Source organism: Ignavibacteria bacterium (genome assembly GCA_017302895.1).
In the GTDB taxonomy this organism is placed as follows: domain Bacteria; phylum Bacteroidota; class Ignavibacteria; order Ignavibacteriales; family Ignavibacteriaceae; genus UTCHB3.
On the sequence record JAFLBV010000002.1, the window covers coordinates 261,908 to 288,040 of the forward strand.

The window sequence follows — 26,133 nt, forward strand, 5'->3', positions numbered from 1 at the left end:
AATTACAAAACTGATAGTGTTCCTGTCAACTTCCGAGACCTTGTATTTAATAAAAAAGCTGCCCGGTTTTGACCGGACAGCTTAAGAATATTGAGATTTATGCTTCTACGAATTACTAAATCAGAGATCGAACTTGATTCCCTGTGCGAGTGGTATTTTCGTCGAGAAGTTAATTGTATTCGTTTGTCTTCTCATGTAAGCACGCCATGAATCAGATCCTGATTCTCTGCCTCCTCCGGTTTCTTTTTCGCCACCAAAGGCCCCACCGATCTCAGCGCCTGAAGTTCCGATGTTTACATTTGCAATTCCACAGTCAGAACCGCGAGCGGAGAGGAATTCTTCAGTTTCTCTCATATTCAGAGAGAATATAGCAGAGGAAAGTCCCTGTACCACATCGTTTTGAATGGCTATGGCTTCTTTTACATCACCGCTGTATTTAATCAAATAAAGAATTGGTGCAAAAGTTTCTTCCTGAACAATCGGATAGCTGTTTTCAACTTCACAGATTGCCGGCTTTACATAACAACCGGATTCATAGCCTTCTCCCGACAGCACTTCACCGCCATAGAGTACTTTTCCACCCGATTTTTTCACTTCTTCTATAGCCTTTGAAAAATCAGCTACTGCGCCTTTATCAATGAGTGGTCCAACATGATTCGCTATATCAAGAGGATTTCCGATTTTAAGTGAGCCGTAGGCTTTCACAAGCGTGTCTTTAATCTTGTCGTAGATGCTTTCATGGATGATCAGACGGCGTGTGGAAGTACATCTCTGTCCGGCTGTTCCCACGGCTCCAAACACGATGGCAGGTACCGCCAGTTGAAGATCTGCATCAGGAGTTAGAATGATAGCGTTATTACCGCCAAGCTCCATGATTGCTTTTCCGAATCTGCCTGCGATTACAGAATTTGCATGCTTCCCGACGCGGGTTGATCCGGTTAAAGAGATAAGGGGTATTCTTTTGTCATTAAGAATTCTTTCGCCGATGGTTGAGCCCTTGCCAACAATAAGTGAGAAAACTCCTTCAGGTATATTGTTGGTTTCAAGAACTCTGGCAACAATTTTTTGAACTGCAACTGCTGCCAATGGAACTTTCGAGCTGGGTTTCCATAGATTAACATCACCACAAACCGCTGCTATCATGGCATTCCATGACCATACTGCCACAGGAAAATTAAATGCTGAAATAGTGCAAACGATACCGAGTGGGTGCCATTGTTCGTACATTCTGTGATCGGGTCTCTCAGAATGCATGGAGAGGCCGTAAAGCTGTCTTGACAAGCCTACCGCGAAGTCGCAGATGTCAATCATCTCCTGAACTTCACCCCAGCCTTCCTGTAGAGATTTACCCATTTCATACGAAACAAGTCTTCCGAGCGGGTCTTTATACTTACGGAGTTCATCACCGATTTGCCTGACAATCTCTCCTCTTTTGGGAGCCGGCACATCACGCCAGTAGATAAAAGCCTCAGAGGCCTTCTGAATTATTTCTTCGTAATCAGACTCTGATGCCTGATAAACGGAGGCTATCTTCTCACCTGATCCGGGTGAATAAATTTCAAGTTTTCCGGCATTTTCAGTTTTCTTCCATTCGCGACCGGTGCACGAACCATAATTTATTTCTTCGATTCCAAGTGTCTTTAGGAAATCCATTTTTTCTCCCGAGAAATTAATAAATGTATCATCGAAATATATGGATAATAGATAAATGGAATTTCGTTTTTCTTTTTAGGCTGAGTTACCGCGCAAAAAAAACTTAAAAAGTCGACCGAACTGTAATTTATTCTCTCAATGAAATTGATTATATTTAGGCATGAGATTAAACAATTTAATTTATCCATGTCGTCCTTTCAACGAGTCATTTAGCCCGCGGCTCCTCCGCAGCTATTTCGTCTCCAAGTTCGAATCAGTGTTTTAAGCACACTCCCCCTCCAGACCCTACAAATCCTTTTTTTTACATACGATTTTCTTTCAGATAAATTTCCTTACGGGAGGTGTTCTATGAATAATACAGCAACTTTCAGCGATCATAATGTTACGGCTGTTGATGTTTTTCCAATTCTCCACAAGCATATTCTTGCTGATGGATACGATTTTGTCCTCGATATTAAAAAAAGCCACGGTTGCTACATGGTGGAAGAAAGAACAGGTGATGAATACCTTGACTTCTTTTCATTTTTTGCATCGTCAGCTTTGGGGATGAACCACCCTAAACTCAACAATCCCGAGTTCCGTGACAAACTGGCATGGGCAGCTCTAAATAAACCATCCAACAGCGACATTTACACCGTTTTTAAAGCGGAACTAGTGCATACAATCAGCAAATATGTAATGCCCGCGCATTTCAAATATCTGTTCTTTGTTGAAGGTGGTGCCGTTGCTGTTGAAAACGGATTAAAAGTTGCCTTCGACTGGAAAGTTCGTAAGAACTTTAGAAAGGGATACAAAGAGGAAAAGGGGCATAAAGTTCTCCATTTCAGAGAGGCATTTCACGGAAGAACAGGATATACGATGTCTCTTACAAACACCGACCCGAACAAAGTGAATTTATATCCTAAATTTGACTGGCCCCGTGTATTAAACCCAAAAATTGTTTTCCCCTTAAATGATCACCTTCAAGAGGTCATTCATGCTGAAAATGAAGCAATAGCTCAGATATATGCTGCCATCAAACAGTATCCTGATGATATTGCCGTTATAATCATCGAACCGATTCAGGCAGAGGGTGGTGACAATCATTTCAGAAAAGAATTCCTTCTGAAACTGAGAGAGATTGCCGATGAAAATGATATCATGCTCATGTTCGATGAAGTTCAGACAGGTGTAGGATTGACCGGTAAAATGTGGGCATCCGAGCACTTTGTTATGCCTGACATTATCTCATTTGGCAAAAAAATGCAAGTTTGTGGAATTATGGTTAGCGACCGCGTAAATGAAGAGCCGGATAATGTGTTTAAGGTTTCTTCACGAATCAACTCTACCTGGGGTGGAAATCTGACCGATATGGTTAGAGCCGCCAAAATACTTCAAGTGATTCATGAAGAAGGTTTGGTTCAGAACTCTGCTATCATGGGAGATCTGCTGCTTTCGGAACTGAACGATATGCAAAATGAATTCCCCGCTCTGGTTTCCGGAGTTAGAGGAAGAGGTTTGATGTGTGCTTTTGACATGCCTGATAAGGCAACAAGAAATGAATTCATCTCGAGATGCTGGAAAGAACGACTAATGATTCTCGCCTGCGGTGAAAGAAGTGTCCGTTTCAGAACACCTCTTATCATTCAAAGTGATGATTTATTAAAGGGTTGCAAAATTATCAGAGAAGTGTTAAATTCGCTTGTCAAATAACATAAAGTTGTATATACCTTTAAACTACTTGCACTGCACGGCTCCCCGAAAGGGAGCCGTTTCAGTTTTAAATTCCCGTCGGGCTAATTTTCGTCATCGTACGCTACAAGACTGTCGACGGCATATCCTTTGAGCTTTTCTCTTCCGGGCAGAAAAGTAAGCTCGATGATAAATTGAATCGAAACAACCTCACCACCGGCTTTTTCTATCAGTTTTATTGCTGCTGCGGCAGTACCGCCGGTTGCAAGAAGATCATCATGGAGCAGCACTCTGTCCCCTTTCTTGATCGAGTCAATATGCATCTCGATCGAATCAGTGCCATATTCGAGAGAGTAATCTTCCGAATATTTGGCTGAGGGGAGCTTTCCCGGTTTTCTGATTAGAACAAATCCAGCGTTTAAATGTGAGGCTACAATTCCGCCCAGAATAAATCCTCTGGACTCAATCCCGGCTACTTTGGTAATGCCAAGATGTTTCACCCTGTTATAAATTTCCCCTGCGGAATAGTTGAGTGCCGAGGGATTTTCGAGCAAGGTGGTGATGTCCCGGAACATTATGCCGGGTTTCGGGAAGTCTTTGATACTCCGGATCGTGGCTTTTAAATCCATTTTGATGCCTGTTTATTTGTTAAGAAACTTGTCGATTCCAGTTTTGAATTCCTCTGTTGATCTGCTTATCACATTATACTTTTGAGACAGTTTTACTGAATTTTTATAGTTCAGAGCGGAAGTTTCTCTGATCAATCTTTTGGTTTGAGAAATGCTTTCTGTGGAATTTTTATTCAATTTGGAACATAATTCAAGAGAATCTTTCATCACATCATCCGAAATCTGATCTATTAAACCGGTTTCCAGAGCTCTCTCTGCGTTCAAAATCTCTGCCGAAATCAGAAGCTGTCGTGCCTTGAATTCTGTCAGTCTTCTCAGAAGAAGAAAAGACACAATTGCCGGCAAAAAACCTATCTTTACCTCACTGTATCCCATCATGGTATTTGTTCGGTCTGCAATAATAAAATCACAGGCTGTAGCAAGTCCACACCCTCCTGCTATGGCGGGTCCATTAACGGCTGCCACAACGGGCTTGTCACACTCATAAACAGTGAGGATCATTTCAGATATCAGTTCAGAATCTTTATCGTTCTCCAGTATTGAATTGTTTTGCAACTGCTGAAGATATGCCAAATCAGCCCCGGCCGAAAATGCCTTTCCCGAGCCTGTAATGATAATGGACTTTACTGCGTTATCATTTTCACAATTTTGGAAAACACTTATAAATTTTCTAATGAGTCCGGGTGAAAGAGCATTTCTTTTTTCGGGTCGGTTTAATGAAACAATTGCAGTTTCGTTCTCTATCCTGAAATCAACCATTATTTTCTCCCGATAAACTCTCTAAATTTTTCCAATGAGTAGCAATTTATGATTTCATCCTTTCGCATTCCGGCTTTCTTTGCGATCTTAATTCCATACTTCACGCTTGACAATTGTGAAGTGGAGTGGGCATCCGGATTAATACTAAAAATGCATCCTTTGTCTCTTGCGATGAACAACCTTCTCCAATCCATATCGAGACGATAGGCTGAAGCATTTATTTCTATAGCCACTCCATTTGCCAGACAAGCATCGATAATCTTTTCATAATCTGCCTCATATTCCGGTCGCTCCAGCAGTATCCTGCCGCTTGGATGCCCGAGAACATCAGTGTGAGGATTCTCGATTGCCCTGATTATTCTTGCTGTCATCTCCTCCCTGTTCAGAGAGAACCGCGAATGAATTGAAGCAACAACAAAATCAAAATTAATTAAAAAATCATCTCCGTAGTCAAGAGTCCCGTCTTTGAGAATATCCGCCTCTATTCCGTGAAAAATGTCCTTTCCAAGTGTGATGGCTACATTTCTTATTTCTTCCTTTTGAAGGAAGACCCTGTCTTCTCTTAACCCGTTGGCTTGAAATGAAGCTTTACTGTGATCACAGACTGCGAAATACTCATAACCGAGTGCAGATGCAGCCGTAACCATCTCAGTCAGGGTATTTGACCCGTCTGAATAGTTGGTGTGAAAATGGAAACTTCCCTTAAAATCCTCCGGGGAAAGTGTTGAAATGGAAAATCTTGGATCATCGATGAACGGCAGATACTCCCGTTCTCTCATTTCCGGAGAAATGTAGGCCAATCCGAGTTTCTGGAAAATATCGACTTCAGAATTGAATTCGCCCGATTTTGAATCCGCAACATGGAATTTTTCAACAAAATCCCTCGAACCGGTAGTCTCATAAAGAGTCTCAAAGAAAAAGTGCTGATTCATTTCCTGATGGAACATTATCTTCACTCGCCCGCCGTAACTTGTTTCCTCTGAATAGGATAGATCGGGCAACCCAAGTTTTTCCTTCAATTGTTCGAGCACTTTTTGCTGATCCTGTGTCAGGATTACGAATTCCAGGACTGATATTACTTCCATGTTTCGACGATATTCCCCCGATACCGAATACAGTTCGATACCCGTGCACCCTTTAAGTACCACTTCGATCTCTTCAACAATTCGGGTTGCATCATTTAGCCGGATTTGAGTCTGATTCTTTTTATACATTTTTATGTGATCGAGCAATTTTTCAGCACCAGCGTCAGTAAATCCCTTGACTTTGGCAAGCTCTCCCGACAAACAAAACTGCTCTAAAACCTGCACGCTTGTAACTCCGTGATCATAATATAACTGAACGGCTTTTTTTGGTCCCAGACCCCGGATCTGATTAATCTCAATCAAACCGGGAGGAACTTCGTCTTCCAGCTCTCTTAATGCTGAAGAATAACCCATATTGTAGTAGTCCGCGATTACCGAAAGAATTCCCTTACCAATTCCTTTTAATTCAGCCATTTGACCCGACTCAAACATCAGGGCAAGATCTTCCTGCAGACCGGACAGGATCGTATATGCCTTACGGAAAGCGTTAATCTTGAAAACATTCTCACCTTTCAGTTCGAAAAGATAGGTAATTCTGTCAATGATTCGTAAGAGGTTTTCTTTGTCGTTGTTCATATTAAAGGAATTAGTTTAAAAAGAATTAATGTATTAAATACGCCGAGTGATGCACCGGCTAAAATCTGACCAGTTGTGTGACACTTCAACTCAAATCGTGCCCAACCCAAAGCGAAAACAACAGGAAGTGCCGCCAATCCCCAGAAACCATGAGTCAAAATGACGACTGCCACCAACCCGCCGGCGCCCATTGTATGTGCACTTATTTTCCACAGCAAATTTACAAAAAAGAGAGTTAAAAGATTAGCAAGATAGATGAGAAATAATATTTTTATTTCAACTGCATGGTCATGCCAGGGAATCAGAAAATATCCTGCCAGAATGATCGCCGCAAAAACCAGATAAGGGATGTGTCTCTCGGTTCTGTTTCGTGCGTCAGCATCGGCTATTTTTCCCTTTCGCAGAAAAAGAATGAACACAATAACCGGAAGTACGACTGAGAAGAGAGAGGTGTAACCAAGGATCAGGAGAGAATTCCCCGAATCCGGTTCGAACTTGTTAACTGTTAAAAAAAATGAAATTAGGTTGAGCACGGGAGGGAGAAAGAGGTATGAAATGACTTTTGCTATCAACTCCCGCTTCTTATGTCCCATATCACTGTCTCAAATCGATGTGAGCATTCGCATAAGCACTTTCGAGACCTGAAAGATATCTCTCGTAACTAAACAGAAGCTCCTCGACCCGCGAAAATTCAAGAATTTTCATCAATTCCTGTCGGATATGGCTGGCGTTTACCAGACCTTTAAGGTATCCTGAATAATACTTTCGTTGTTCGAGTATGGCTCTTCTTTCACCTTTTACCATTGTGGCAAGTTGAAGATGTCTCAGGCAAACCCTGATTCTTTCTGAATACGGAATCTCATCCTCTATCGGCAATCCATTCATTAGCCTCTTGGCATCCTTAAAAATCCATGGATAACCAATCGCTCCGCGGGCAATCATTACTGCATCGGCAGAGGTTTCCTGAAACGCTCTTACAACATCCTCAGCCGTCATTACATTACCGTTCAACGCAACCGGTATCGACACAACTTCCTTCACTTTGTTAATCCACTCCCAGTCGGCATCTCCTTTGTGCCCCATGCTTCTGGTTCTGCAATGGATGGTCAACGCTTTTACTCCCGCATCTTCGAGTCGTTGAGCAACCTCGAGTATATTTATATTCTCGTGATCCCACCCGATTCTCGTTTTAACAGTAACCGGAAGCTCCACTGAATCGACCACAGCCTTCACAAGTCTTTGCATGTTCACCGGATCTTTTATCATGCCTGCTCCTGCACCACAGGCAACAACTCCCTTAATCCAGCAACCTGCATTAATATCTATCAACTCGGGCTGAAACGACTCGGCAATTTTGGCCGCTTCTACCATCGACTCAAGTTTTCCGCCATAAATCTGAATACCAACAGGGCGTTCTTCATCTATTATTTTAAGCTTTTTATGTGTCTTTTCATTTTTGCGAATAATGCCTTCAGCATTCACAAATTCTGTGTACACCACATCCGCACCCAGCTCACGGCACACCAGTCTGTAGGAGATGTCTGTAACATCTTCCATTGGTGCCAGCAGAAGGGCTTTATCTATCTCAACAGGACCAACTCTAAACATTTGCCAACTTTGGTTTAATAATAATATTGTAATATTTTGCACAGTAAAAAAGGAGCAGGATCGAGACCACAGCTCCGGTGAAGAACGGAATTTGATACCCCAAGTACTGGAAGGCAAAGCCGCCCCAAAGCGGGCCGAGAACCCTCGCAAATGATGACATTGATTGGTTAAGACCCAAAACCATTCCCTGATCTGCTTCCGAGGAGACCTGGGAGATCAGACTAAGAAGTATCGGCTGTAGCGAGCCAGTCCCAACCGACATAAGACCCAAAATTAATGCCATAATTGTAAATGAATGCCCATAGGGTATAAGTGCCAAACCCACAGCCAGACTTGAAAAACCCGTGATAAGAAGCTGTAATTTAGTAAAGCGGGTAGTCAGTTTGCCCATCATGAAGCCCTGCATAAACGCGGAGACAACTCCCATTATGCCGAACAACATTCCATTATCGAAATCGGTAAATCCGAAATGTCCGCTTCCGAGGATGGCAAATGTACCGTAAATATTGGCAACGGAGAAAGTCAGAAAGAAAGTCAGGGTAATAACGAAAAATGAAGCCTTTTTTCTAAATACCTCGATAAAGGCATGAAAGTCGATCAGCTTTCTTTTTCTTAACGGGGCTTCACCCTCTCCCGGTTTTTTCAGGGATTCAGGCAGATAAAAGAAACTTAGAACAAACGCAAGCACTGAAAACGCTGCACTGGCGAATCCGGTGACTTCATATCCAAATTTTGAAAATATACCACCCAGCATTGGACCGAATACAAAACCCAGGCCGAATGCCACTCCAATCAGTCCCATTCCTTTAGCCCGCTCCTGTGGTGTTGTTACATCGGCAATATAAGCCTGTGCAACTCCAATACTGCTTCCACCAATACCCGATATTATCCTTGCGGCCATTAGCATTATGAAAGTGTGGGTGAAGGAGAAGAGTATGTAACCGGCGGCATTCAAAAGGAGTGTGATGAGAATTATCTTTCTTCTCCCAAATCTGTCCGACAGTGACCCGAATAACGGATTGAACAAAAACTGTGTGAGTGAATAGACTGCCACTACAATTCCGACAGAACTCTCATTCATTTGCAGAACTTTAACTGCAAATGTCGGAATGATCGGGATCAGGATACCGAAACCGAGTAAATCAATAAAGACGACTAAAAATATAAGTGACAGCGGGAGATTTTTTCGCATAATTTTTCCGGAAACAAAATGCAAAATTACAAAAAAAAAGCCACTCAACGGGTATTGAGCGGCTTAACAATTGATATAGGAATCAGTAAAGTATACTAACCTTTGCGTGAATTCTTTGTTTCCTGAACATTCTCACGAAGGTCCTGAGCGAGTTTTTTAAGGTCGCTAAGGCTTTTTCTGATTCTTGTACCGGCTGCTGATTGTTCCTTTTCATAGAATTTGTGGAAATCAGCCTCCATAGCTTGAACCGCGTCTAATAACTGCTTGTATTTCTCCATATGGTTGCTCCTGTTTATTTATGGATGTGTGTGTTTTCAAAAACAATTTCTGCGATGTCCCTGACTTTCACATCGTCCGATTTTTCCAAGGCCTTTACACCGTCTGTCATCATGGTCATGCAGAACGGACAGGCTGTAGCAATGGTGTTGGCTCCTGTTGCTATTGCCTCTTTACTTCTTTCAATGTTCACTCTTCCCCCCTCGGAATCTTCCATGAACATCCTGCCGCCACCGGCTCCGCAACAAAATCCCTTCGATTTGCTCCGCGTCATTTCAATTTGTGGTGTTGCAACCGATTTCGAGATAATGTTTCTTGGTGCGTCATAAATCTCATTGTATCTTCCGATATAGCATGAATCATGATAAGTAGCAGTAATTTCCTTTGATTTTTCGTCAATTTCAATTTTGCCATCAGATATAAGCTTATCGATCATCTCTGAATGATGCAGGACCTCATAGTTTCCACCAAACTGAGGAAACTCATTTTTTAGTGAGTTGAAGCAGTGCGGGCAAGCCGTAACAATTTTCTTGACGCCATAATTATTCAATGTCTCAATGTTTGTCTGCATCAATGTCTGTGCGAGATATTCATTTCCCAACCTGCGTGCTGTATCTCCGTTGCATTGCTCTTCACTTCCCAAAATTCTGAAGTCAATACCCGCCTTCTGCATTATGCCTGCGAAAGATTTTGATACTTTTTTGTACCTGTCATCGAAAGAGCCTGCGCATCCAACCCAAAACAGATATTCAGTATTCGGGTCTTCTGCCATCGTCTTTATTCCCAATCCTTCTGCCCATGCACCTCTTTCAGAGGCAGGAAATGCCCAAGGGGAGCCATTACTTTCAAGACTTTTGAATGTATTGTTTAATTCAGCCGGGAAATTGGATTCCATTAATACCAGGTGACGGCGCATATCCACTATTGTACCCACATGCTCAATCATTACCGGACACTCCTGAACACAAGCCATACATGTGGTACAAGACCATAGTTCGGCTTCGGAAGTGTAATTGGGGACAAGAGATTTCTCCAGCATCTCCCCTTCTTTCACTCCGGATATAAGCAGTGGTCCTTTGTCCAGTGTTCGGTCGCGAACATCAGTGATTATTTTTCGGGGTGAAAGCGGTTTACCAACAGTATTCGCCGGACAAACAGATTCACACCGACCACACTCGGTGCATGAAAAACCATCAAGCAGTTGCTTCCAGGTAAACTTTTCAATGTCATTCACACCAAAATATTCAGCATTTTCATCTGCAAGATTAATCGGCTGAAGTTGCGCTCTCTTCTCCAATGGATTCGAGAAATAGACATTCGGAACTGAGGTGATGACATGGAGGTGTTTTGAGTAAGGAAGATAGTTGAGGAAGCCCAATACAAGCAAAACATGCAACCACCAAAAGACTTCAAATGCGTTTTCCGCAGCGCCGGAAGTACCAAAAAGCCCAGTCAGATAAGTTACAACCGGTCTGACCTCCCATTCGGCGAGATGACCTGTCTTCGCGACATGAGCGGCATTTTGTCCCATCATACTAAGAACAACAAACAGTATCAAAACGAGAATAAATGCTGCATCAAGTTGTCCTTCCCTGTCCACCTCAAGCCTCTTTACTCTCTGGATAAACCTTCTGTATAAGGCAAACAGGACTGAGCCGATAACCAAGAGTCCGAAAACATCCTGCGTGAATGTCATCAAACTAAAAACAGGGCCAAGAAATGCAAATGTAAAATGAGGTGCAAATCCCTGTATGAAAGTCTCAAGAACTGCAGAAATAAACAGGACGAAGCCCCAGAAAATGAGGGCGTGTACGATTCCTGCCACAGGATCTCTGAAAAGTTTTGACTGGGCTATTGCGATCACTATCACATTTTTTATTCTTAATCCGATATCACCAAACCTGTTATCAGGCTTACCGAGTTTAAGAAAACCCAGTATTCTCCTGGCACTTATCGAAAAAATAATAAACGCCGTTAAAAGAACGATTGCAAACGCAACGATTTTCAACATCATTAATAATTCTTATTTTCTGAGGGATTTAAGGATCAATGAAGCAGCAAAAACTTTAACAACAGTCGAAACCGAGAAGATAATTACTCCAAGTTCAAGTGTTTTATCGAAACCGCCTGCAAGGAAAAGATCGAGATAAAGAGCTCCCATTCCAAGAATAACTACATGCGCTCCAAAGAATGTAAGAACGGAGGTCAAGTAATCAGATTTTCTTTCAATGACAAAGCCGGTCAGCCATGCTGCAAGCGGGAAAGCAAGAAGATATCCACCGGTTGGTCCGAACAATCTTGCGATTCCGGGAGCGAGCTCGGGTGACTGTGCAAACACAGGTAATCCTGCAATTCCCATGCCCAAATAAGCGATCATGGCGTAAAAACCTTTTCTGGAACCAAGCATTGCTCCCGACAGTACCACAATCATGGATTGAAGTGTTGTAGGAACAGGTTTCATCGGAATTGTAATTTGTGCAGCAATTGCCATCAGAATTGAAAAGGATGCGATACCAAACAGTGGATGTGATATCACTTTATCTTTAATGTAAGAAATAATATTTTCTGATTTTGTAATCACGGACATTCTAACCTCTGTTATATTTTCGAAAAAAAGATTCTGTTTTATTTAATACTTCGTTAAATTGTTCTGTTATATCACCCGCAGGATGTACCATATTAAATGTATGCCCTGCTTTTGGGACAATAAAAAACTCTGATGAAGGATTTTTGCAATATGAGTAGATGTTTCCTGCATCTTTTACCGGTACGGTCAAGTCGATCTCGCCATGGATTGTAAGAATTGGCAAGTCCAGCATTCTTACACGGCTCTCAACTGACAGTTTGTCATTTTTATTTATTAAAATATCTTCAAGGAACGAATAATCGAGCTTCATCTCCTGCCCCGTTCGCGTGTTCAAAAAGCTCAGACACCCCTTCTGCTTCCACTCTTTTTTCTGTCTTTTAGTATATCTGTCGACATAAGAGATCGAAGCCCAAACAGACAAAGCACTAAGATTTTTAATTTCGGGAGAAGCAAGGAGTGTAACTGCTCCGCCCCTGCTGTGTCCAATAATGAATAATTCACCATTAAAATTACAAAATTCATTTGAAATAACACGCAACGAAATCTCTTTTAATTCGTCTACTTCCAAGGAAAGAGTGTTCTTTTCAAATTTTTCAAGCTCATTGAAAATATCATTTCCGGAGGTTATCCCATTGTGCGAGAAATTAAAGACGATTGAATGATAACCCTGCTCCTCGAAAAATCCGGCTGCCGAAGGGAAAAAACCCCAGTCTTTGAACCCCTTAAATCCATGTACAAAAACAACCACAGGCTTGGGTATTGACTTGTCGCCTGAATAAACATCCAGCTCAATTTTGTTTCCGGATATTGTATCTATCAAGAAATTATATTTCATATTTTCTAAAATGCTATAAATTGGTCATAAAATCAAATTTTTAGCTCAAAAATAGTGGAAATTGTAAAAAAATCTTTATAAAAATTAATATCAACACCTTTTTATTAATTATTTCTTATTTTAGCAAGGTAAAACAACAAATTATATGTCATTGCTAGTAATTCCTTCTATTGATATAAAAAACGGTAAAACAGTTCGTACAGTCCAGGGCATTCCTGAACTGGGATGTTCGGGCTATTGCGATGATCCGCTCGAGATGGCGATGATCTGGCGTAGTGAAAATGCCAAGATGATCCATGTGGTGGATTTTGACGGTATTTATGGTTCCACATCAGTAAATCATTCTCTGATATCACAAATTTGTTCATCTGTAATCATTCCGGTTGAGTTTACAGGTGGCATCAGAACTGTAAAGGATGCAGAATATGCATTCGAAACGGGCGTCTGCAGAGTTGTGGTTGCCTCGGTTGTGATCGAAAACAGAAAAGAATTTTATCGTATTTTTGACAAATTTGGTCCATCAAAAGTGGTGGTTGGAATCGATGTCATTGATAACGAGGTAGTAATCAAGGGACGGAAAGAAAAAACCGGCATTCACCCGGCTGATTTAGCCTCTCAACTTGCAGGTATTGGAGTAAACAGGTTTATCGTTGCTGATGTACTGACAAACGGTATGCTTGGGGGCCCAAATATCGAACTTACAAGGCTGATCGCAGAAGTCACTCAAAAAAGAATCACTCATTCCGGTGGAATCGCGAATAAAGAAGAACTTTTCGCAGTGAATGCATTGGCGTCTGAAGGAGTTGACTCTGTAATTATAGGCAGGGCATTATACGAAAACAGATTCCCCTGTCAAAAAATCTGGCGACTTGCAGAATCGGGTTTATTTGATTAGTTGAATTAATTGAAAGGTTAAGACGATGATACAATTCGATAAAATACTCGTTCCTATCGATTTCAGTGATTACTCTCTTCAGGCTCTTAAATATGCCTCGGAGTTTGCAAAACTGTATAAATCAAAAATTTTACTCGTTTATGTTGTTGAACCCGTAATCTATCCTCCCGATCTTAGTATAGGTCAGATAGCACTTCCAACACTGTCATATCAGATTGATGAAAAAGCCAAGGAGGAACTGGGAAGGGTTGCCAGAGAAAATATCCCTGCTGATATTGAAGTGATTCCAATTGTAAAACTTGGTAAACCATACCTGGAGATAATAGACCTTGCAAAATCTGAAGATGTGGATCTGATCATTATTTCCACTCATGGTCACACAGGTGTCGAGCAGATTCTATTCGGCAGCACAGCAGATAAAGTGGTAAGGAAGGCACCATGTCCTGTTCTTACTCTTCGGGAACCGGTGAAAGGATTCGATTTCAGAGACAGTCGGGCTTGATTGTTCGGCTGCAATAAAGCAGTTTAGAATCTAACTTTTTCTGTTTACGACGAAGTCAACGAGCGAGAGAAGTGAATTTTTATACTCACTCTGAGGAAAAACCTCGAGACAGGCTTTAGCCTCATCTGCTATTTGTACAGCCTTTTCCTGAGCGAGTTTGAGACCATCGTTCTTGATTACGAAGTCGATAATGCTTGCGACGCTGTCTTTTTCGTTCAGAGATTTGATCTCTTTGATGATTTTCCTGCCTGCTGATTTCCCCGCTTTATCCATGGCATAGATAAGAGGAAGTGTAATTTTTTTCTCTTTTATATCACCGCCGATTGGTTTCCCAAAAAGCTTTGTTGTACCCTCATAGTCAAGAATATCATCTTTAATTTGAAATGAAATTCCTAATAAACTCCCGAATTTTCTTGCTTTCTGCCTGAATGTTTCATTATCAGTCGCACTCAACGCACCAATATAGCAACAGGTTTCGATGAGAGAAGCCGTTTTATCAGAAATTACCTTAAAGTAAGTTTCTTCGTCAATATCGAGTTTACGCGATTTTTCAAGTTGGAGCAACTCCCCTTCCGCCATCCGTTTTACAGTATCAGTGATGGTCTCGAGAAAATCATAGTCTTTGGATGAAACCGATAGCATCAAACCTTTTGAAAGAAGATAATCTCCCAGCAGTACGGAGGCTTTGTTTTTCCAAATGGCATTAATGGAGGGAAATCCCCTTCTCTTGTCAGCCTGATCGACCACATCATCGTGTACCAAAGTTGCGGTATGCAACAATTCCACCATCGTGGCACCACGATAAGTTCTTTCATTGATACCACCACACAGGCTCGCTGTCAAAAGCACCAGGGTTGGCCTTATTTTCTTCCCTTTTTGCTTTAAGATAAAGGAAGTGGCGAGATCGAGAAGTTTGACATTTGATTTCATCGACTCTTTGAAGTGTCTGTTAAATTCTGTCAAACCATCCTTGACCGGAGCCAAAACCTGATCCATTACCGGGAAGTTAAATTTTTCTTTGTTGCCCATTTTGATATGAGAATACTCGTTTCGTAAAGTAAAAAAAGCGGAACAGCCAGAATCAACATTGAAAACGGATCAGTTCCCGGAGATAAAAATGCTGCCAGAACCATCAGGATTATTATGGCATGCCTGCGATACTTGATCATGAACTCCGGCGAAAGTATTCCTATTCTTGTCAAGAGATAGGAAACAACCGGCAATTCGAATATTAGTGAGCTTCCGATCAGGATGCTAAAAATCAGCGACATATACTCATCCAGCGCGAAAATATTCAACACCTCTGCACTCCCAAAACCGGCAGCGAAACTTAAAGTCATCGGAATCATGACAAAGTATCCAAAAGCCGTACCACCCAAAAAACAGAATGACGAGTAGAATGCTGCCCAAAGCAAAGCATTTTTCTCATGTTTGTGCAAAGCGGGTGCGATAAACTGCCACAGATGATAAAAACTGTAAGGAACTGTTATTATAAGTGCAACAATAAAACTTACTTCAAAGTTTAACATCAACTGACCGAAAGGCCTGATATTCTGCAGTTTAATTGTTGAATTCCATGCCGGTGTCAACAAAACAGTATTTATTACATCCTGTGCAAATCCAATTGAAATCAACCAAATCGGTATTACACCCGCGAATATTTTGAGGAGTCTGCTCCTGAGCTCTTCAAGATGATCCCAAAATGACATCTCCACTTCAGGTTCATTATTCTCTTCTCCCGATAACTGATCCGGAATTTCTTCAGCGATCATTTATTTCCCGAAAAACAGAGGAAAACCCGAGCAGAGCTCTTTTACATCATTTTTAATGCCTGCAAGAATCTCATCATTTTCTGAATTAAGGACTGCTTTGTCAATCAACTCTGCGATTCTTACCATTTCATTTTCCTTCATTCCACGGGTTGTGGAGGCAGGTGTTCCGACTCTTATCCCACTTGTAACAAAAGGACTTCTTTGGTCAAAAGGTACCATGTTTTTGTTTACAGTAATGCCGGCCTTTCCGAGTGCAATTTCAGCAGCTTTTCCACTGATATTCTTATTTGTCAGGTCAACAAGCATCAAATGATTGTCGGTCCCGCCCGAAATTATGTGATAATCTTTTTTTACCAGTTCGGCAGCAAGTTTTCTTGCATTGGCTCTAACTTGATGTACATAGTCAGTGAATGAGTCCTGTAAGGCCTCACCAAAAGCCACTCCTTTAGCCATAATAATGTGCATAAGCGGACCGCCCTGAATACCCGGCATTATGGTGCTGTCAATCAATTCCGACATCATTTTTAACCTGCCGGTTTTCGGCACCGATATTCCGAATGGATTCTCAAAATCTTTTCCCATTAATATTACTCCGCCTCTCGGTCCGCGAAGTGTTTTGTGGGTTGTGGAAGTAACGAAATGACAATGTTCGAGTGGATTGTTTAACAGCCCTTTTGAGATCAGTCCTGCAGGATGTGCCATATCGCAAAGGAGGAAAGCACCGACCTGGTCAGCTATTTCTCTGAATTTTTTGTAATCCCAGTCTCTCGAATACGCACTGCCACCTGCTACAATCAGTTTTGGTTTTTCCTGCTTTGCAAGCGCTTCAATATTATCATAATTCAACAGGCCGGTCTCTTTGTCAAGTTCGTATGCAACGGCCTGATAAATTTTGCCTGAAAAGTTGACGGGGGAACCGTGTGTAAGGTGACCACCATGAGCAAGGCTCAAACCGAGAATTTTGTCACCCGGTTTCAGGATAGTCATATAAACACCCATGTTGGCCTGTGACCCGCTGTGTGGCTGGACATTAACATATTCAGCACCAAAGAGTTTTTTTAGTCTTTCGCGTGCGATATCCTCAGCCATATCAACATACTCACATCCACCATAATATCGCTTTCCTGGGTATCCTTCGGCATATTTATTGGTCAGAACAGATCCTGCCGCGGCAAGAACTGCGGGACTTACGATGTTTTCGGAAGCAATGAGTTCAAGTTTTTCTGTTTGTCTCCCCGTTTCGAGTTGTAAAACCTCGTACATTTCGGGATCATTTTTTAAAGAATCGTACATTATATAATCTCCGTTTATTGTATCTTTAACTTTTCTTCAATCCAAATATAACAACTTCCCATAATCTTTATATCATCACCTGACTTGAAGCCGGTAGCCGCATAGTCTGAAGTTTCGGGAAGATATTTCTCTATATCTTCAATTCTGTTTTTCAATTCTGTAAGTGTGGAATCATACCCAAGAGCATTCAGATATTTTTCATAAGCAAGTTGATAAACACATTTATCATAAAACTCAAGTTTACCGCAGGCTCTGGCAGAGTTTTCATAAACCAGACCTTCATAAAAAAGTGCTTTGCCCCACCCTTTTCCGACTTCCGAAGCTTTTCTGAAATATTTTACTGCTGCCCCGTAATTGTCTTTTTTCTCGAACAGCACACCAATATTGAAATAGTAATCCTTAACGGACGGTTCGAGTTTGATCAGATTCAGATAGCCGGTTAAAGTGCTTTCTTCGTCTTTCAGCTTGTCTGCAGTAAAAGTGTAGCTTTTCCAGTACTTTAATTCCTCAGGAGATTGTCGTGTAAGTTTGACTAAATATGGGAAGGCATCCTTATACTTTTCGTTCTCGATCAGGATTGAGACAAGAGCCCAGGTGTTGGAGGAACTCTCGGGTTTGAGTTCATGTAGTTTTAATCGGAGCTTAATCAGGTTTTCTTCTGATCCGGCGAGCTGACTTATCAGTTCACCCCACTTTACTTCATCCGGATATTTTTCAAGGAGATATGTACTCATATCAAGAATCGTGAGAATTGTCGAAGTATCTTTGATATCAGCTCGAGCTGCTTTTTCTGAAAGTCGCTGGATAATGAGGTCATCCTGCTTACCCGCAAGTTTTAGAGCAGTTTCGTAGAGAGGGTAAATATCCTTGAAACCCAGATCAAAATATCTGTCAAGTAAAAATGCTTCGGAAACATAGTAAGGGAGTGAATTATCAGGATCGTTAGCCCTTGCGGACTTGAAAAAATCGCGAACAAATACCGGAGTAATACTTTTAGCGGTGTCCGAAATGTTGTGAAGCAGCACTTCACTAAATTTGGGGTAGAACCATGAATTATATGCGGAAAAACCGGGCTGTAATAACAACTCTTTACCCAGATAAAATGCCGAATCATACTCACCTTTTACAACAAGATTCGAAAATATGCTGTATTTCTGTGAAAGTGAGTCAGCATTCTTCCCTGAAAGAGAAGTGATGAAGACAAAGATTAACAGGAAGGATCTAAGAACTGTACTGATCACTACTGTTAATAATCAGTTCTCAAAAACCACAATTCACCAATACTTAACCCTACTACGAAGTTAATCGTGTTATCTTTTATAATATTGGCGGCGTTTGATGAATTGAACGAGTATTGCAAACCAAGATCGATATAGTTTGCCGGTGAAAGTGGAAAGCTGATACCAATTCCGGCGGACATTCTGTATGAACTCTCACCTGATAATAAATATGGCAGTTTCTCATAACTGAGTCCTAGTCTGTAAGAAAGTGCCTGCTCAAAAGTATTCGATTTCGAGTTTGGATTATATTCAAAACCTGCACTAACTTTAAAAGTGTTTGTAAGAGATTGAGTACCCTGATTAGTCATATAGTAATCGGTCCACGACTGTGTCAAGTAATCGGCGAAAATTTTTGTCCGCGGGTTGAATTTGATCGAAAAGCCTGCAAAAAAACGGGACGGAATTGAGGATTCCATATCACCTTTTAATGTGGTATCCTGGAACCCGAAATTGTTCACGGTATAACTGCTGTAATCACCTTTCAGAGTGGCTTTGAGGCTGTAACCCGCTGACAATCTGATTTCGTCAAGAGCATCAATTTTCATAAACTTGTTCAAATCTTCGGTGATAAGTCCAAAAGTCGCTCCAAATCCTTTAAAATTCTGTTCCTTCGCAAAAATTCCATTGAGCACACCGTCAGCAAAGAATTTCACTGTTGAATTATACTCATAGTGTCCCATATAAAAGTCAGCAGTTCCGCCAAGATTCAATCCAAACGGCAATCTGTATGATGTACCAAGGTAGATTTTGGTTATTCCACCGTCATAAAAATACTCTTCTTTGTAGTTAACCGGGACGACAGAACCACCTCCGGTTACAGATCCGTCTCTTGAGCCTTCATAGCTCACATCAGAATATTTGGAAACACCAAACACGATACCAACCCCATGTTCATGGCTTACAGGTATTCCCATGTTAAAGCCGGGGAAATAGGAACCGGCATAGTAGTTTTTATTCTTCGAATCAGAAACGAACGAAGCCTCAAGAACCTGACCAAAATCGACTCTTGTCAGATTAAAGCTTCCAAACGAGGCAGGATTGAAGAGATTTATTCTGTCATCATCATAGTTCGCAGTACCGAGTTCGCCAAAAGAAAGACTTCTTGCGGTTGTTCCGTATATCAGGGTACCGGTTCCAAATCGTGAATAGACCGTATTTACCTGAGCAAACGCGCATGTCGCAAAAATTATAAGGGATACTAAAAGTTTTAATCTCATTTTATAACTAATCTATTTTTGAGTAAGTAATGATCAATTTTGGTTTTAATCCGGCAGCTGCTTTTGAACTCCGAAGGTAGAATGTTTCCAATCCTTCAATTGCGTTGGAGGTTTGGACAACAAATCCGAGATTTTTCTTTGATGTGTAAATTTGTCTCACCAGTGTAGTGAGGTTGCCCGTATACTTTCCGCCTGAATAATAAAGATTAGCCGTGTAAAGCGAATTTTGAACAAATGTGCTGTCATTGGTCAGTTCATCAATAATTCCGATAAGGATACCGTTCAAAAGGCTGTTTCCGATTAGTTTCTTTGTTGTATCTGCTGTGAGAACAAGTTCGGCGTTATTGATAAAAACACGCTCAGGTAACTTTGCAAGATCGAAAAAGACGCGTGATTTTATCGTTGTGCCGCTCTGAACTACCATTTCATCCGGCGCAAGCGAAGGAGTGGCTCCATCGACAATATGAGCATCGGAAAGTGTCCGGAATGAGATTGTGGTATCTTTGCCTGTGGCAAGATATTTGAATTTCAACTCAATTTTGGGAGCATTTTCGCCGGTAGAAGAGAATCCCTGAAATCCGACAAGAAAAGGAGTCGGAGACTCTGCACGGAGCAAAAGACCATTGTTCACAAAATTTATTGTGTCGTAGCTGTTCTTCATCCACTGAAGGGCAATGTCATTTTTTACATTAAAATAGTAGAAAGAATCGGGAGCAGGTTTTGCAGAAAGAATATCCTGAGAGTAGTCAACGGTTGGCAGCGAGTCAATCTTGACTTTTAAGGGATCCCAAGCACCTGTTATTTTATACCCGTTAATCATCGGTACCGGGAAAGCCTGAAGCGTATCGCCAATTCCATAAACTTTCTTTAGAACAATTCGTGCGGAGGTCAGTGAAATGCTGTCTTTTTGGATTGCATTTTTCGTGGTCTCATCAAAATTCACATTAAACTGAAGCATGACGCTCGATTTTACACCAAGAGCATTTCCCAGCAAAATAAAATTTGAAGCACCCAATGGAACAATTTTCCTGAAAGATGCTGATGTCTGGGTCAAACTGTCGGTCTGAGAATCGAGAACTTTTACTTTCAGGAGGTCACTTCCCAAATCATCTACTCCAATCGGAGAAGGTGAATCTGAACACCCTGCAAATATTAATGCAGCGACAAAAAGGGAAATAAATTTGATTTTCAACAAGCGGAAACTCCGGATTTTAATTTTATAATTAATTTTGCAGATTCATAAAGATTTGAACATGTAAACTTTGGCATTTTATTTTGTTCCTGCAAGACAGAAATATGCTCCCTGCCGTTACCGGTATTCACCAAAATGGAAGTTATACCGAAGTTGTAAGCAGCAAGAATGTCTGCCTGAGAATCCCCCACCATGAATGATCTTTCAATATCAATTTCATACTCACTCATTGCCTGCTTAAAAAGTCCGGTTGCCGGCTTTCTGCAGTCACATTCTGAAGCAGGGCTGAAAGATTCATGATGTGGACAATAGAAGAAACGGTCAATATGAACAGAATAATATTTGTCAAGAAGGTTATTTATTCTTTCATGGATTGAATTAACCTGATCATCAGTAATTAATCCCCTTGCTATTCCGGACTGATTGGAGACTACCAGCAGAGTGAAGCCAGCATCTTTCAAAAGTTTTAATGCTGAACCCGTACCCTCAATCAGTTTTACATTCTCGGGATTATTAAGATAACCGGGATCATAATTGATTGTGCCATCCCTGTCAAGAAACACTACCGGAACTGGCATCAACCTGCTAAAATGTTTTTATAGAGTTCAACATATTTTTTTGCAGAGAGCTGCCAACTGAAATCGGTTTTCATTCCGTTTCTGATCAAAGTTATCAAATCTTCTTTCTTCTTGTAGAGAACCATTGCTCTGTGAATCTGTTCCAATAGCGCTGCACCACTGTAATTTTCAAACATCAATCCGGTTGGATTTGCATTTGAAGAGTTGAAATCGACGACGGTGTCAGATAATCCCCCTGTTTTTCTCACAATCGGAATCGTCCCGTAAAGCAGTGAATACATCTGATTCAATCCACATGGTTCTGTTTTTGAGGGCATGAGGTAGAAGTCGGACCCGGCTTCAATAAGGTGGGCAAGTTCGTCATTAAAGCCTAAATAACATGCAAATTTGGAAGGATATTTCTTGGCATATTCATCAAATTTATTGACATATTTCATCTCACCTGTTCCCAGGAGGACAATCTGAAGATTCAGTTTCAGAAGATCAGGCAGGCACTGTTCAATGAGATCTATGCCTTTATAGTCATAAAGTCGCGATATTATGCTGAAAACCGGCACACTGCTGTCGTAAACCAGCCCGAACCGCTCAACAAGATTCTTCTTGTTTACATACTTGTTATCGATACTTCGGATATCGTAATTCTTAACAATAAGTTTATCTGTAGCTGGATTCCAGACTTTTTTATCAACACCATTAATGATTCCACTAAAAGCTTCCGCCTTGTTCTTCAAAATCTCGTCGAGGCCGTTACTTAGTTCAGGTGAAGACAACAAATCATTTCTGTAACCGGGGCTGACTGTGTTGATGTGATCAGAAAAAATGATTCCGGCCTTCAGGAAGTTTACCTTGTCTTTATGGATGATATAGTTTTCATTGTTAAAATCCTGAGACAAGCCGGTCGTGTTGAAAGATTCGATAGGAAACTCACCACCGTATTCAAAATTGTGTATAGTGGTTACAGCTTTGCATTTTTTAAAGTAATCGTCTTCTTTGTAGATTGTTTTCAGGAAAGCCGGAACAAGAGCTGTCTGCCAGTCATTTGCATGAATAATATCGGGAGCCCAGCCCAGTTTCTTAACGAGTTCAAATACTCCTCTTGAAAAAAGTACAAACCTTTCATCATTGTCAGGATATGGTAATCCCGTGAGCATATCGATGTATAAGCTCTTACGGTTTCCGAAGTACTCATCATTATCAAGAAAGTAAACCTGAACACGATTTTTCATGTTTGGAAGAAACGATGACTTGACCGAAAAGATGACATCTTTCTCGCCAAGTCGGACGCTAAAATCTTTCAAACGCACAACATCATGTATCTTGAATTTGCGTGTGTCTATGGCACCATATCTGGGCATAACTATCCTGATCTCGTGACCAAGTTCAGCTAATTCTTGTGGTAATGAGGCGGAAACATCTGCCAACCCACCCGTTTTTACAAACGGAAAGAGTTCAGATGTGATAAAAAGGATTTTGTATTTTTTTCCTGAAGCCATTCTTCAAAAAAATTATTGATTACAAAAATACATAAAAAAAAGGAATTTTCTTTCATTTTCCTTTACTTATTTCCAAATATCCCTTATATTTATTGTTTGTTTATTTCGAAACCAATAGATTAAATTAATGTACTTAAAAATTAGCCTGATTCTTCTTACGGTAATCTCCGTTTCAGTTTTTGGGCAGGAACAGGACATCCAGCTTTCCTTGCCCGGTGACTCGACAGTGATTGTCTCGAAACCCTGGTATTCCTACCAGGATTCAAAATTGTCTGAGCATATCGTCAAATTCTATACGGATGGCTTTAAAGTTTCTCTTGGAAGTGTTCAGACTGAATCAGAGGCTCTCATGATTAAAAGAGAGTTGAGTTACAAGATAGGAATCGATCTCCTCTACATTTATAAGGAGAAAGATAAATACCTCCTCAGACTTGGAGATTTCACGGACAATGGGGCCGCCCGTCTTATGATGTTTCAATTAATACAGATGGGCTACACCAAAGCCAAAGTAATTCCGGATAAAGTTTACAGTTTTTAGTAAATGTATAAACGAATTATTGACCCCGCTTTTATTCTGACCCTCGATACAAAGGGCTCCGGTAAAAAACCTGGACAGACAGCCTCTGACAACGGCATCATTGAAGGTTTTGATTTACTGATTCAGGATGATAAAATTCTCGATTTCATCCCCTCCGGTTCACATTTTGCTTCTCCCCACAAAAAAGTAGATGCCAAAGGGCGAATAGTTCTTCCCGGATTTGTAGAATGTCATACTCACTCACTATTTGCCGGTGATCGCTCCGCTGAATTTAAAATGAAACTTCAAGGAAAGTCGTATGATGAAATCGCCGCTGCCGGCGGTGGTATTGCAAGTACCATGAAGGCAGTAAGATCATCAGACGAGAAATTTCTGCTTGCGACTCTACTCAAAAGGTTAGACTATTTTATTTCACAGGGAGTCACAACTCTTGAAATTAAAAGCGGTTACGGACTTGACTTCGAATCAGAACTTAAAATGCTCAGGGTCATCAAACGAGCGGCAAGCCTTAGAAATATAAGATTAATCCCCTGCTTTCTTGGAGCCCATACCGTTCCACCCGAATTCAAGAACAACAGAAGCGGTTACATTGAAATTCTTCTGCATCAGTTGTTGCCCAAAATCAAAGAAGAAAATCTTTCCAACCGGTGTGATGCATTTTGTGAAGCCTCGGCTTTTTCCCCGGATGAAGTGGAAATCATATTTTCGAGAGCCAAAGATTTAGGATTTGAGCTCACCCTCCACTCAGAACAATTTAACAATATCGGGGGCCTCGAGCTCGCTGTCTCGATGAATGCCCTTAGCGTAGACCATCTGGAGGTATTGAAGGACGGACAAATTCCCCTTTTAGCAAATTCCAACACAGTCGCTGTTCTGCTTCCGGGCGTTTCATACACACTCGACTATGATTATGCACCAGCAAGAAAATTGATTGATTCCGGAGCAACCGTTGCACTTGCTACAGATTATAACCCGGGCACTTCAAATATTAACAACATTTTCCTTATTATGTCGCTCTCTGCCAGAAAAATGAAAATGTCCATAGAAGAGATTATAACTGCATACACAATCAATTCCGCTGCCGCACTCGGAATTTCCAATGAGACAGGGAGTCTCGAGCCCGGCAAAAAGGCAGATATAGCAATTCTTAATCTCTCCACTCCTGATCAGATAATTTATAATACAGCCCAAAAATTTAATGGAACAACTATTCGTTCCGGGAAAATTGTTTACAATAAACCTAACTAACTGAGATTCGATTATGAAAATTAAATTCAACTTACTCACTATTATCACCTTATTATTGTCAGTCAGCATTTCTGCACAGGTATTGACGGGCATAGAAGTTCTTGAAAAAAGAAACTTTGACCTGCTGAAAGGGAAAAAAGTCGGCTTGATCACCAACCCGACAGGTGTAAATTCAAAACTTGAAACAACCATCGACATTCTTTCCAACGCTGAAGGTGTGAAGCTGGTTGCACTGTTTGGACCTGAACATGGTGTCAGAGGTGACTTTTCAGCCGGTGACAAAGTGGATACTTACACCGATCCTAAAACTGATCTTCCCGTTTATTCATTGTATGGGAAAACAAGAAAACCAACCAAGGAAATGTTGAAAGGAATTGATGTGCTGGTTTTTGATATTCAGGATATTGGTTCAAGGTCATACACTTACATTTCAACCATGGGACTCGCCATGGAAGCCGCTGCAGAATTTAAAGTAAAATTTGTGGTGCTCGACAGACCCAATCCGATGGGAGGGCTTAAAATCGAAGGAAATCTTGCAGAAGACGGCTACATCTCATTTGTCAGCCAGTTCAAAATCCCATATGCTCATGCGATGACGGTTGGAGAACTTGCCAAATTTTTGAATGAAGAAGGTCACCTCAAGGGTGGTAAAAAGTGCGATCTCGAAGTGGTACCGATGGAAGGGTGGAAAAGAGAGATGACTTTCGATAAAACAGGACTGCCTTGGGTGCTTACATCACCACACATTCCATATAAAGAATCAGCAATTTTTTACACCACATCAGGAATAATGGGCGAACTGGGCGTTATTTCGGAAGGTGTCGGTTATACTCTCCCCTTCCAAATGTTTGGCGCAGAATGGATTGATGAACTTGAATTAGCCGATAAACTCAATTCTAAAAATATCCCCGGAGTCATTTTCAGACCCCTCAAATTCAAACCATACTATGGGAATGCGAAGGGAAAAAACCTCGGTGGCGTTCAACTCTTCATTACAGATTATTCAAAAGTGAATTTAATGTCGATACAGTTTCTTGTAATGGAAGCAAACAACGAATTGTATCCCGATAAAAACCCGTTCAAACTGGCAAAGAAAGACCGCCTCGATATGTTCGACAAAGTCTGCGGATCAAAGAATGTGCGGGAGAAATTCTCAAAAAGAATGAAATACGATGATGTGAAGGACTATTTAAACAAGGATGTGGAAAGTTTCAGGAAACTTTCTTCAAAATATTATCTTTACAACTAAAAGAG

25 protein-coding genes are annotated in these 26,133 nt (G+C 41.1%); 6 read left to right on the forward strand and 19 right to left on the reverse strand.

Going from position 1 to position 26,133, the window contains the following annotated elements; all coding sequences use genetic code 11:
- Positions 1-120 precede the first annotated feature (120 nt).
- Positions 121-1,653, reverse strand: coding sequence for an aldehyde dehydrogenase family protein (locus tag J0L60_08855; protein ID MBN8546228.1), 1,533 nt, complete (start codon positions 1,651-1,653; stop codon positions 121-123).
- 348 nt (positions 1,654-2,001) lie between these two features.
- Between J0L60_08855 and J0L60_08860 the strand changes: the two genes are divergently transcribed.
- Positions 2,002-3,345, forward strand: coding sequence for an L-lysine 6-transaminase (locus tag J0L60_08860; GenBank protein MBN8546229.1), 1,344 nt, complete (start codon positions 2,002-2,004; stop codon positions 3,343-3,345).
- Between the two features lie 83 nt (positions 3,346-3,428).
- Here the strand turns inward: J0L60_08860 and J0L60_08865 are convergent, their stop codons facing one another.
- The 10 genes from J0L60_08865 to J0L60_08910 form a co-directional block, all read right to left on the reverse strand.
- Complete coding sequence (locus J0L60_08865) at positions 3,429-3,953, reverse strand: adenine phosphoribosyltransferase (protein ID MBN8546230.1); 525 nt, start codon at positions 3,951-3,953, stop codon at positions 3,429-3,431.
- Between the two features lie 12 nt (positions 3,954-3,965).
- Positions 3,966-4,712 (reverse strand): enoyl-CoA hydratase/isomerase family protein, encoded by a 747-nt coding sequence (locus tag J0L60_08870; protein MBN8546231.1) that lies wholly within the window; start codon positions 4,710-4,712, stop codon positions 3,966-3,968.
- Positions 4,712-6,373 (reverse strand): hypothetical protein, encoded by a 1,662-nt coding sequence (locus tag J0L60_08875; GenBank protein MBN8546232.1) that lies wholly within the window; start codon positions 6,371-6,373, stop codon positions 4,712-4,714. Before J0L60_08875 ends, J0L60_08870 begins: the two co-directional genes overlap by 1 nt.
- Positions 6,370-6,966, reverse strand: a complete 597-nt coding sequence (locus J0L60_08880; GenBank protein MBN8546233.1) for a hypothetical protein — start codon at positions 6,964-6,966, stop codon at positions 6,370-6,372. Before J0L60_08880 ends, J0L60_08875 begins: the two co-directional genes overlap by 4 nt.
- Position 6,967: 1 nt before the next feature.
- Positions 6,968-7,981 carry a tRNA dihydrouridine synthase DusB gene (gene dusB / locus J0L60_08885; GenBank protein MBN8546234.1) on the reverse strand — a complete coding sequence of 338 codons (1,014 nt, stop codon included), beginning with the start codon at positions 7,979-7,981 and terminating at the stop codon, positions 6,968-6,970.
- Positions 7,974-9,176: an MFS transporter gene (locus J0L60_08890; protein ID MBN8546235.1), complete on the reverse strand. Its 1,203-nt coding sequence runs from the start codon at positions 9,174-9,176 to the stop codon at positions 7,974-7,976. The genes dusB and J0L60_08890 overlap by 8 nt, the downstream gene beginning before the upstream one ends.
- A gap of 92 nt (positions 9,177-9,268) precedes the next feature.
- A complete protein-coding gene (locus J0L60_08895; protein ID MBN8546236.1) occupies positions 9,269-9,451 on the reverse strand; it encodes a histone H1 in 183 nt (60 codons plus the stop codon).
- A gap of 14 nt (positions 9,452-9,465) precedes the next feature.
- Positions 9,466-11,463, reverse strand: coding sequence for a 4Fe-4S dicluster domain-containing protein (locus tag J0L60_08900; GenBank protein MBN8546237.1), 1,998 nt, complete (start codon positions 11,461-11,463; stop codon positions 9,466-9,468).
- A 9-nt stretch (positions 11,464-11,472) separates the two neighbouring features.
- Positions 11,473-12,036: a biotin transporter BioY gene (locus J0L60_08905; protein ID MBN8546238.1), complete on the reverse strand. Its 564-nt coding sequence runs from the start codon at positions 12,034-12,036 to the stop codon at positions 11,473-11,475.
- Position 12,037: 1 nt separating this feature from the next.
- Positions 12,038-12,871, reverse strand: a complete 834-nt coding sequence (locus J0L60_08910) for an alpha/beta hydrolase (GenBank protein ID MBN8546239.1) — start codon at positions 12,869-12,871, stop codon at positions 12,038-12,040.
- Between the two features lie 145 nt (positions 12,872-13,016).
- On the opposite strand from J0L60_08910, the gene J0L60_08915 reads away from it, so the two are divergent.
- Together J0L60_08915 and J0L60_08920 are read left to right on the forward strand one after the other, a co-directional pair.
- Entirely contained in the window at positions 13,017-13,766 is a 750-nt protein-coding gene (locus J0L60_08915) for a 1-(5-phosphoribosyl)-5-[(5-phosphoribosylamino)methylideneamino] imidazole-4-carboxamide isomerase (protein ID MBN8546240.1), read from the forward strand.
- A gap of 25 nt (positions 13,767-13,791) precedes the next feature.
- Positions 13,792-14,268: a universal stress protein gene (locus J0L60_08920; GenBank protein ID MBN8546241.1), complete on the forward strand. Its 477-nt coding sequence runs from the start codon at positions 13,792-13,794 to the stop codon at positions 14,266-14,268.
- A 30-nt stretch (positions 14,269-14,298) separates the two neighbouring features.
- Here J0L60_08920 and J0L60_08925 read toward each other — a convergent pair whose 3' ends face one another.
- The 8 genes from J0L60_08925 to J0L60_08960 are packed head-to-tail and all read right to left on the reverse strand — an operon-like array spanning position 14,299 to position 23,093.
- Positions 14,299-15,264, reverse strand: coding sequence for a polyprenyl synthetase family protein (locus J0L60_08925; protein ID MBN8546242.1), 966 nt, complete (start codon positions 15,262-15,264; stop codon positions 14,299-14,301).
- Positions 15,264-16,037, reverse strand: a complete 774-nt coding sequence (gene tatC, locus J0L60_08930) for a twin-arginine translocase subunit TatC (protein ID MBN8546243.1) — start codon at positions 16,035-16,037, stop codon at positions 15,264-15,266. Before tatC ends, J0L60_08925 begins: the two co-directional genes overlap by 1 nt.
- Positions 16,038-16,040: 3 nt before the next feature.
- Positions 16,041-17,333 (reverse strand): serine hydroxymethyltransferase, encoded by a 1,293-nt coding sequence (locus J0L60_08935; protein MBN8546244.1) that lies wholly within the window; start codon positions 17,331-17,333, stop codon positions 16,041-16,043.
- Positions 17,334-17,347: 14 nt separating this feature from the next.
- The gene (locus J0L60_08940; protein ID MBN8546245.1) at positions 17,348-18,574 is read right to left on the reverse strand and encodes a hypothetical protein; all 1,227 of its coding nucleotides are present in this window, start codon (positions 18,572-18,574) and stop codon (positions 17,348-17,350) included.
- Between the two features lie 5 nt (positions 18,575-18,579).
- The gene (locus tag J0L60_08945; GenBank protein MBN8546246.1) at positions 18,580-19,830 is read right to left on the reverse strand and encodes a hypothetical protein; all 1,251 of its coding nucleotides are present in this window, start codon (positions 19,828-19,830) and stop codon (positions 18,580-18,582) included.
- A gap of 7 nt (positions 19,831-19,837) precedes the next feature.
- Positions 19,838-21,022, reverse strand: coding sequence for a hypothetical protein (locus J0L60_08950; protein MBN8546247.1), 1,185 nt, complete (start codon positions 21,020-21,022; stop codon positions 19,838-19,840).
- On the reverse strand, positions 21,019-21,600 hold the full coding sequence (locus tag J0L60_08955) for an HAD family hydrolase (protein ID MBN8546248.1): 582 nt from the start codon (positions 21,598-21,600) through the stop codon (positions 21,019-21,021). Before J0L60_08955 ends, J0L60_08950 begins: the two co-directional genes overlap by 4 nt.
- Positions 21,600-23,093 (reverse strand): glycogen synthase, encoded by a 1,494-nt coding sequence (locus tag J0L60_08960; protein MBN8546249.1) that lies wholly within the window; start codon positions 23,091-23,093, stop codon positions 21,600-21,602. The genes J0L60_08955 and J0L60_08960 overlap by 1 nt, the downstream gene beginning before the upstream one ends.
- A gap of 127 nt (positions 23,094-23,220) precedes the next feature.
- Between J0L60_08960 and J0L60_08965 the strand changes: the two genes are divergently transcribed.
- From J0L60_08965 to J0L60_08975, 3 genes are read left to right on the forward strand one after another with little or no spacing between them, the layout of a single operon-like run.
- A complete protein-coding gene (locus J0L60_08965; protein MBN8546250.1) occupies positions 23,221-23,631 on the forward strand; it encodes a hypothetical protein in 411 nt (136 codons plus the stop codon).
- A 3-nt stretch (positions 23,632-23,634) separates the two neighbouring features.
- Positions 23,635-24,879, forward strand: a complete 1,245-nt coding sequence (locus J0L60_08970; GenBank protein ID MBN8546251.1) for an imidazolonepropionase — start codon at positions 23,635-23,637, stop codon at positions 24,877-24,879.
- A 13-nt stretch (positions 24,880-24,892) separates the two neighbouring features.
- Positions 24,893-26,128: a DUF1343 domain-containing protein gene (locus tag J0L60_08975; protein ID MBN8546252.1), complete on the forward strand. Its 1,236-nt coding sequence runs from the start codon at positions 24,893-24,895 to the stop codon at positions 26,126-26,128.
- Positions 26,129-26,133 lie beyond the last annotated feature (5 nt).

Bases quoted from the DNA above. Each gene is read 5' to 3' on its own strand.
- J0L60_08915 (MBN8546240.1), top strand. From the start codon at position 13,017: ATGTCATTGCTAGTAATTCCTTCTATTGATATAAAAAACGGTAAAACA.
- dusB (MBN8546234.1), bottom strand. From the start codon at position 7,981: ATGTTTAGAGTTGGTCCTGTTGAGATAGATAAAGCCCTTCTGCTGGCA.
- J0L60_08870 (MBN8546231.1), bottom strand. From the start codon at position 4,712: ATGGTTGATTTCAGGATAGAGAACGAAACTGCAATTGTTTCATTAAAC.
- J0L60_08910 (MBN8546239.1), bottom strand. From the start codon at position 12,871: ATGAAATATAATTTCTTGATAGATACAATATCCGGAAACAAAATTGAG.
- J0L60_08880 (MBN8546233.1), bottom strand. From the start codon at position 6,966: ATGGGACATAAGAAGCGGGAGTTGATAGCAAAAGTCATTTCATACCTC.
- J0L60_08965 (MBN8546250.1), top strand. From the start codon at position 23,221: ATGTACTTAAAAATTAGCCTGATTCTTCTTACGGTAATCTCCGTTTCA.
- J0L60_08935 (MBN8546244.1), bottom strand. From the start codon at position 17,333: ATGTACGATTCTTTAAAAAATGATCCCGAAATGTACGAGGTTTTACAA.
- J0L60_08860 (MBN8546229.1), top strand. From the start codon at position 2,002: ATGAATAATACAGCAACTTTCAGCGATCATAATGTTACGGCTGTTGAT.
- J0L60_08960 (MBN8546249.1), bottom strand. From the start codon at position 23,093: ATGGCTTCAGGAAAAAAATACAAAATCCTTTTTATCACATCTGAACTC.
- J0L60_08920 (MBN8546241.1), top strand. From the start codon at position 13,792: ATGATACAATTCGATAAAATACTCGTTCCTATCGATTTCAGTGATTAC.
- J0L60_08955 (MBN8546248.1), bottom strand. From the start codon at position 21,600: ATGCCAGTTCCGGTAGTGTTTCTTGACAGGGATGGCACAATCAATTAT.
- J0L60_08945 (MBN8546246.1), bottom strand. From the start codon at position 19,830: ATGAGATTAAAACTTTTAGTATCCCTTATAATTTTTGCGACATGCGCG.
- J0L60_08900 (MBN8546237.1), bottom strand. From the start codon at position 11,463: ATGATGTTGAAAATCGTTGCGTTTGCAATCGTTCTTTTAACGGCGTTT.
- J0L60_08875 (MBN8546232.1), bottom strand. From the start codon at position 6,373: ATGAACAACGACAAAGAAAACCTCTTACGAATCATTGACAGAATTACC.
- J0L60_08905 (MBN8546238.1), bottom strand. From the start codon at position 12,036: ATGTCCGTGATTACAAAATCAGAAAATATTATTTCTTACATTAAAGAT.
- J0L60_08865 (MBN8546230.1), bottom strand. From the start codon at position 3,953: ATGGATTTAAAAGCCACGATCCGGAGTATCAAAGACTTCCCGAAACCC.
- J0L60_08970 (MBN8546251.1), top strand. From the start codon at position 23,635: ATGTATAAACGAATTATTGACCCCGCTTTTATTCTGACCCTCGATACA.
- J0L60_08975 (MBN8546252.1), top strand. From the start codon at position 24,893: ATGAAAATTAAATTCAACTTACTCACTATTATCACCTTATTATTGTCA.
- J0L60_08925 (MBN8546242.1), bottom strand. From the start codon at position 15,264: ATGGATCAGGTTTTGGCTCCGGTCAAGGATGGTTTGACAGAATTTAAC.
- J0L60_08895 (MBN8546236.1), bottom strand. From the start codon at position 9,451: ATGGAGAAATACAAGCAGTTATTAGACGCGGTTCAAGCTATGGAGGCT.
- J0L60_08855 (MBN8546228.1), bottom strand. From the start codon at position 1,653: ATGGATTTCCTAAAGACACTTGGAATCGAAGAAATAAATTATGGTTCG.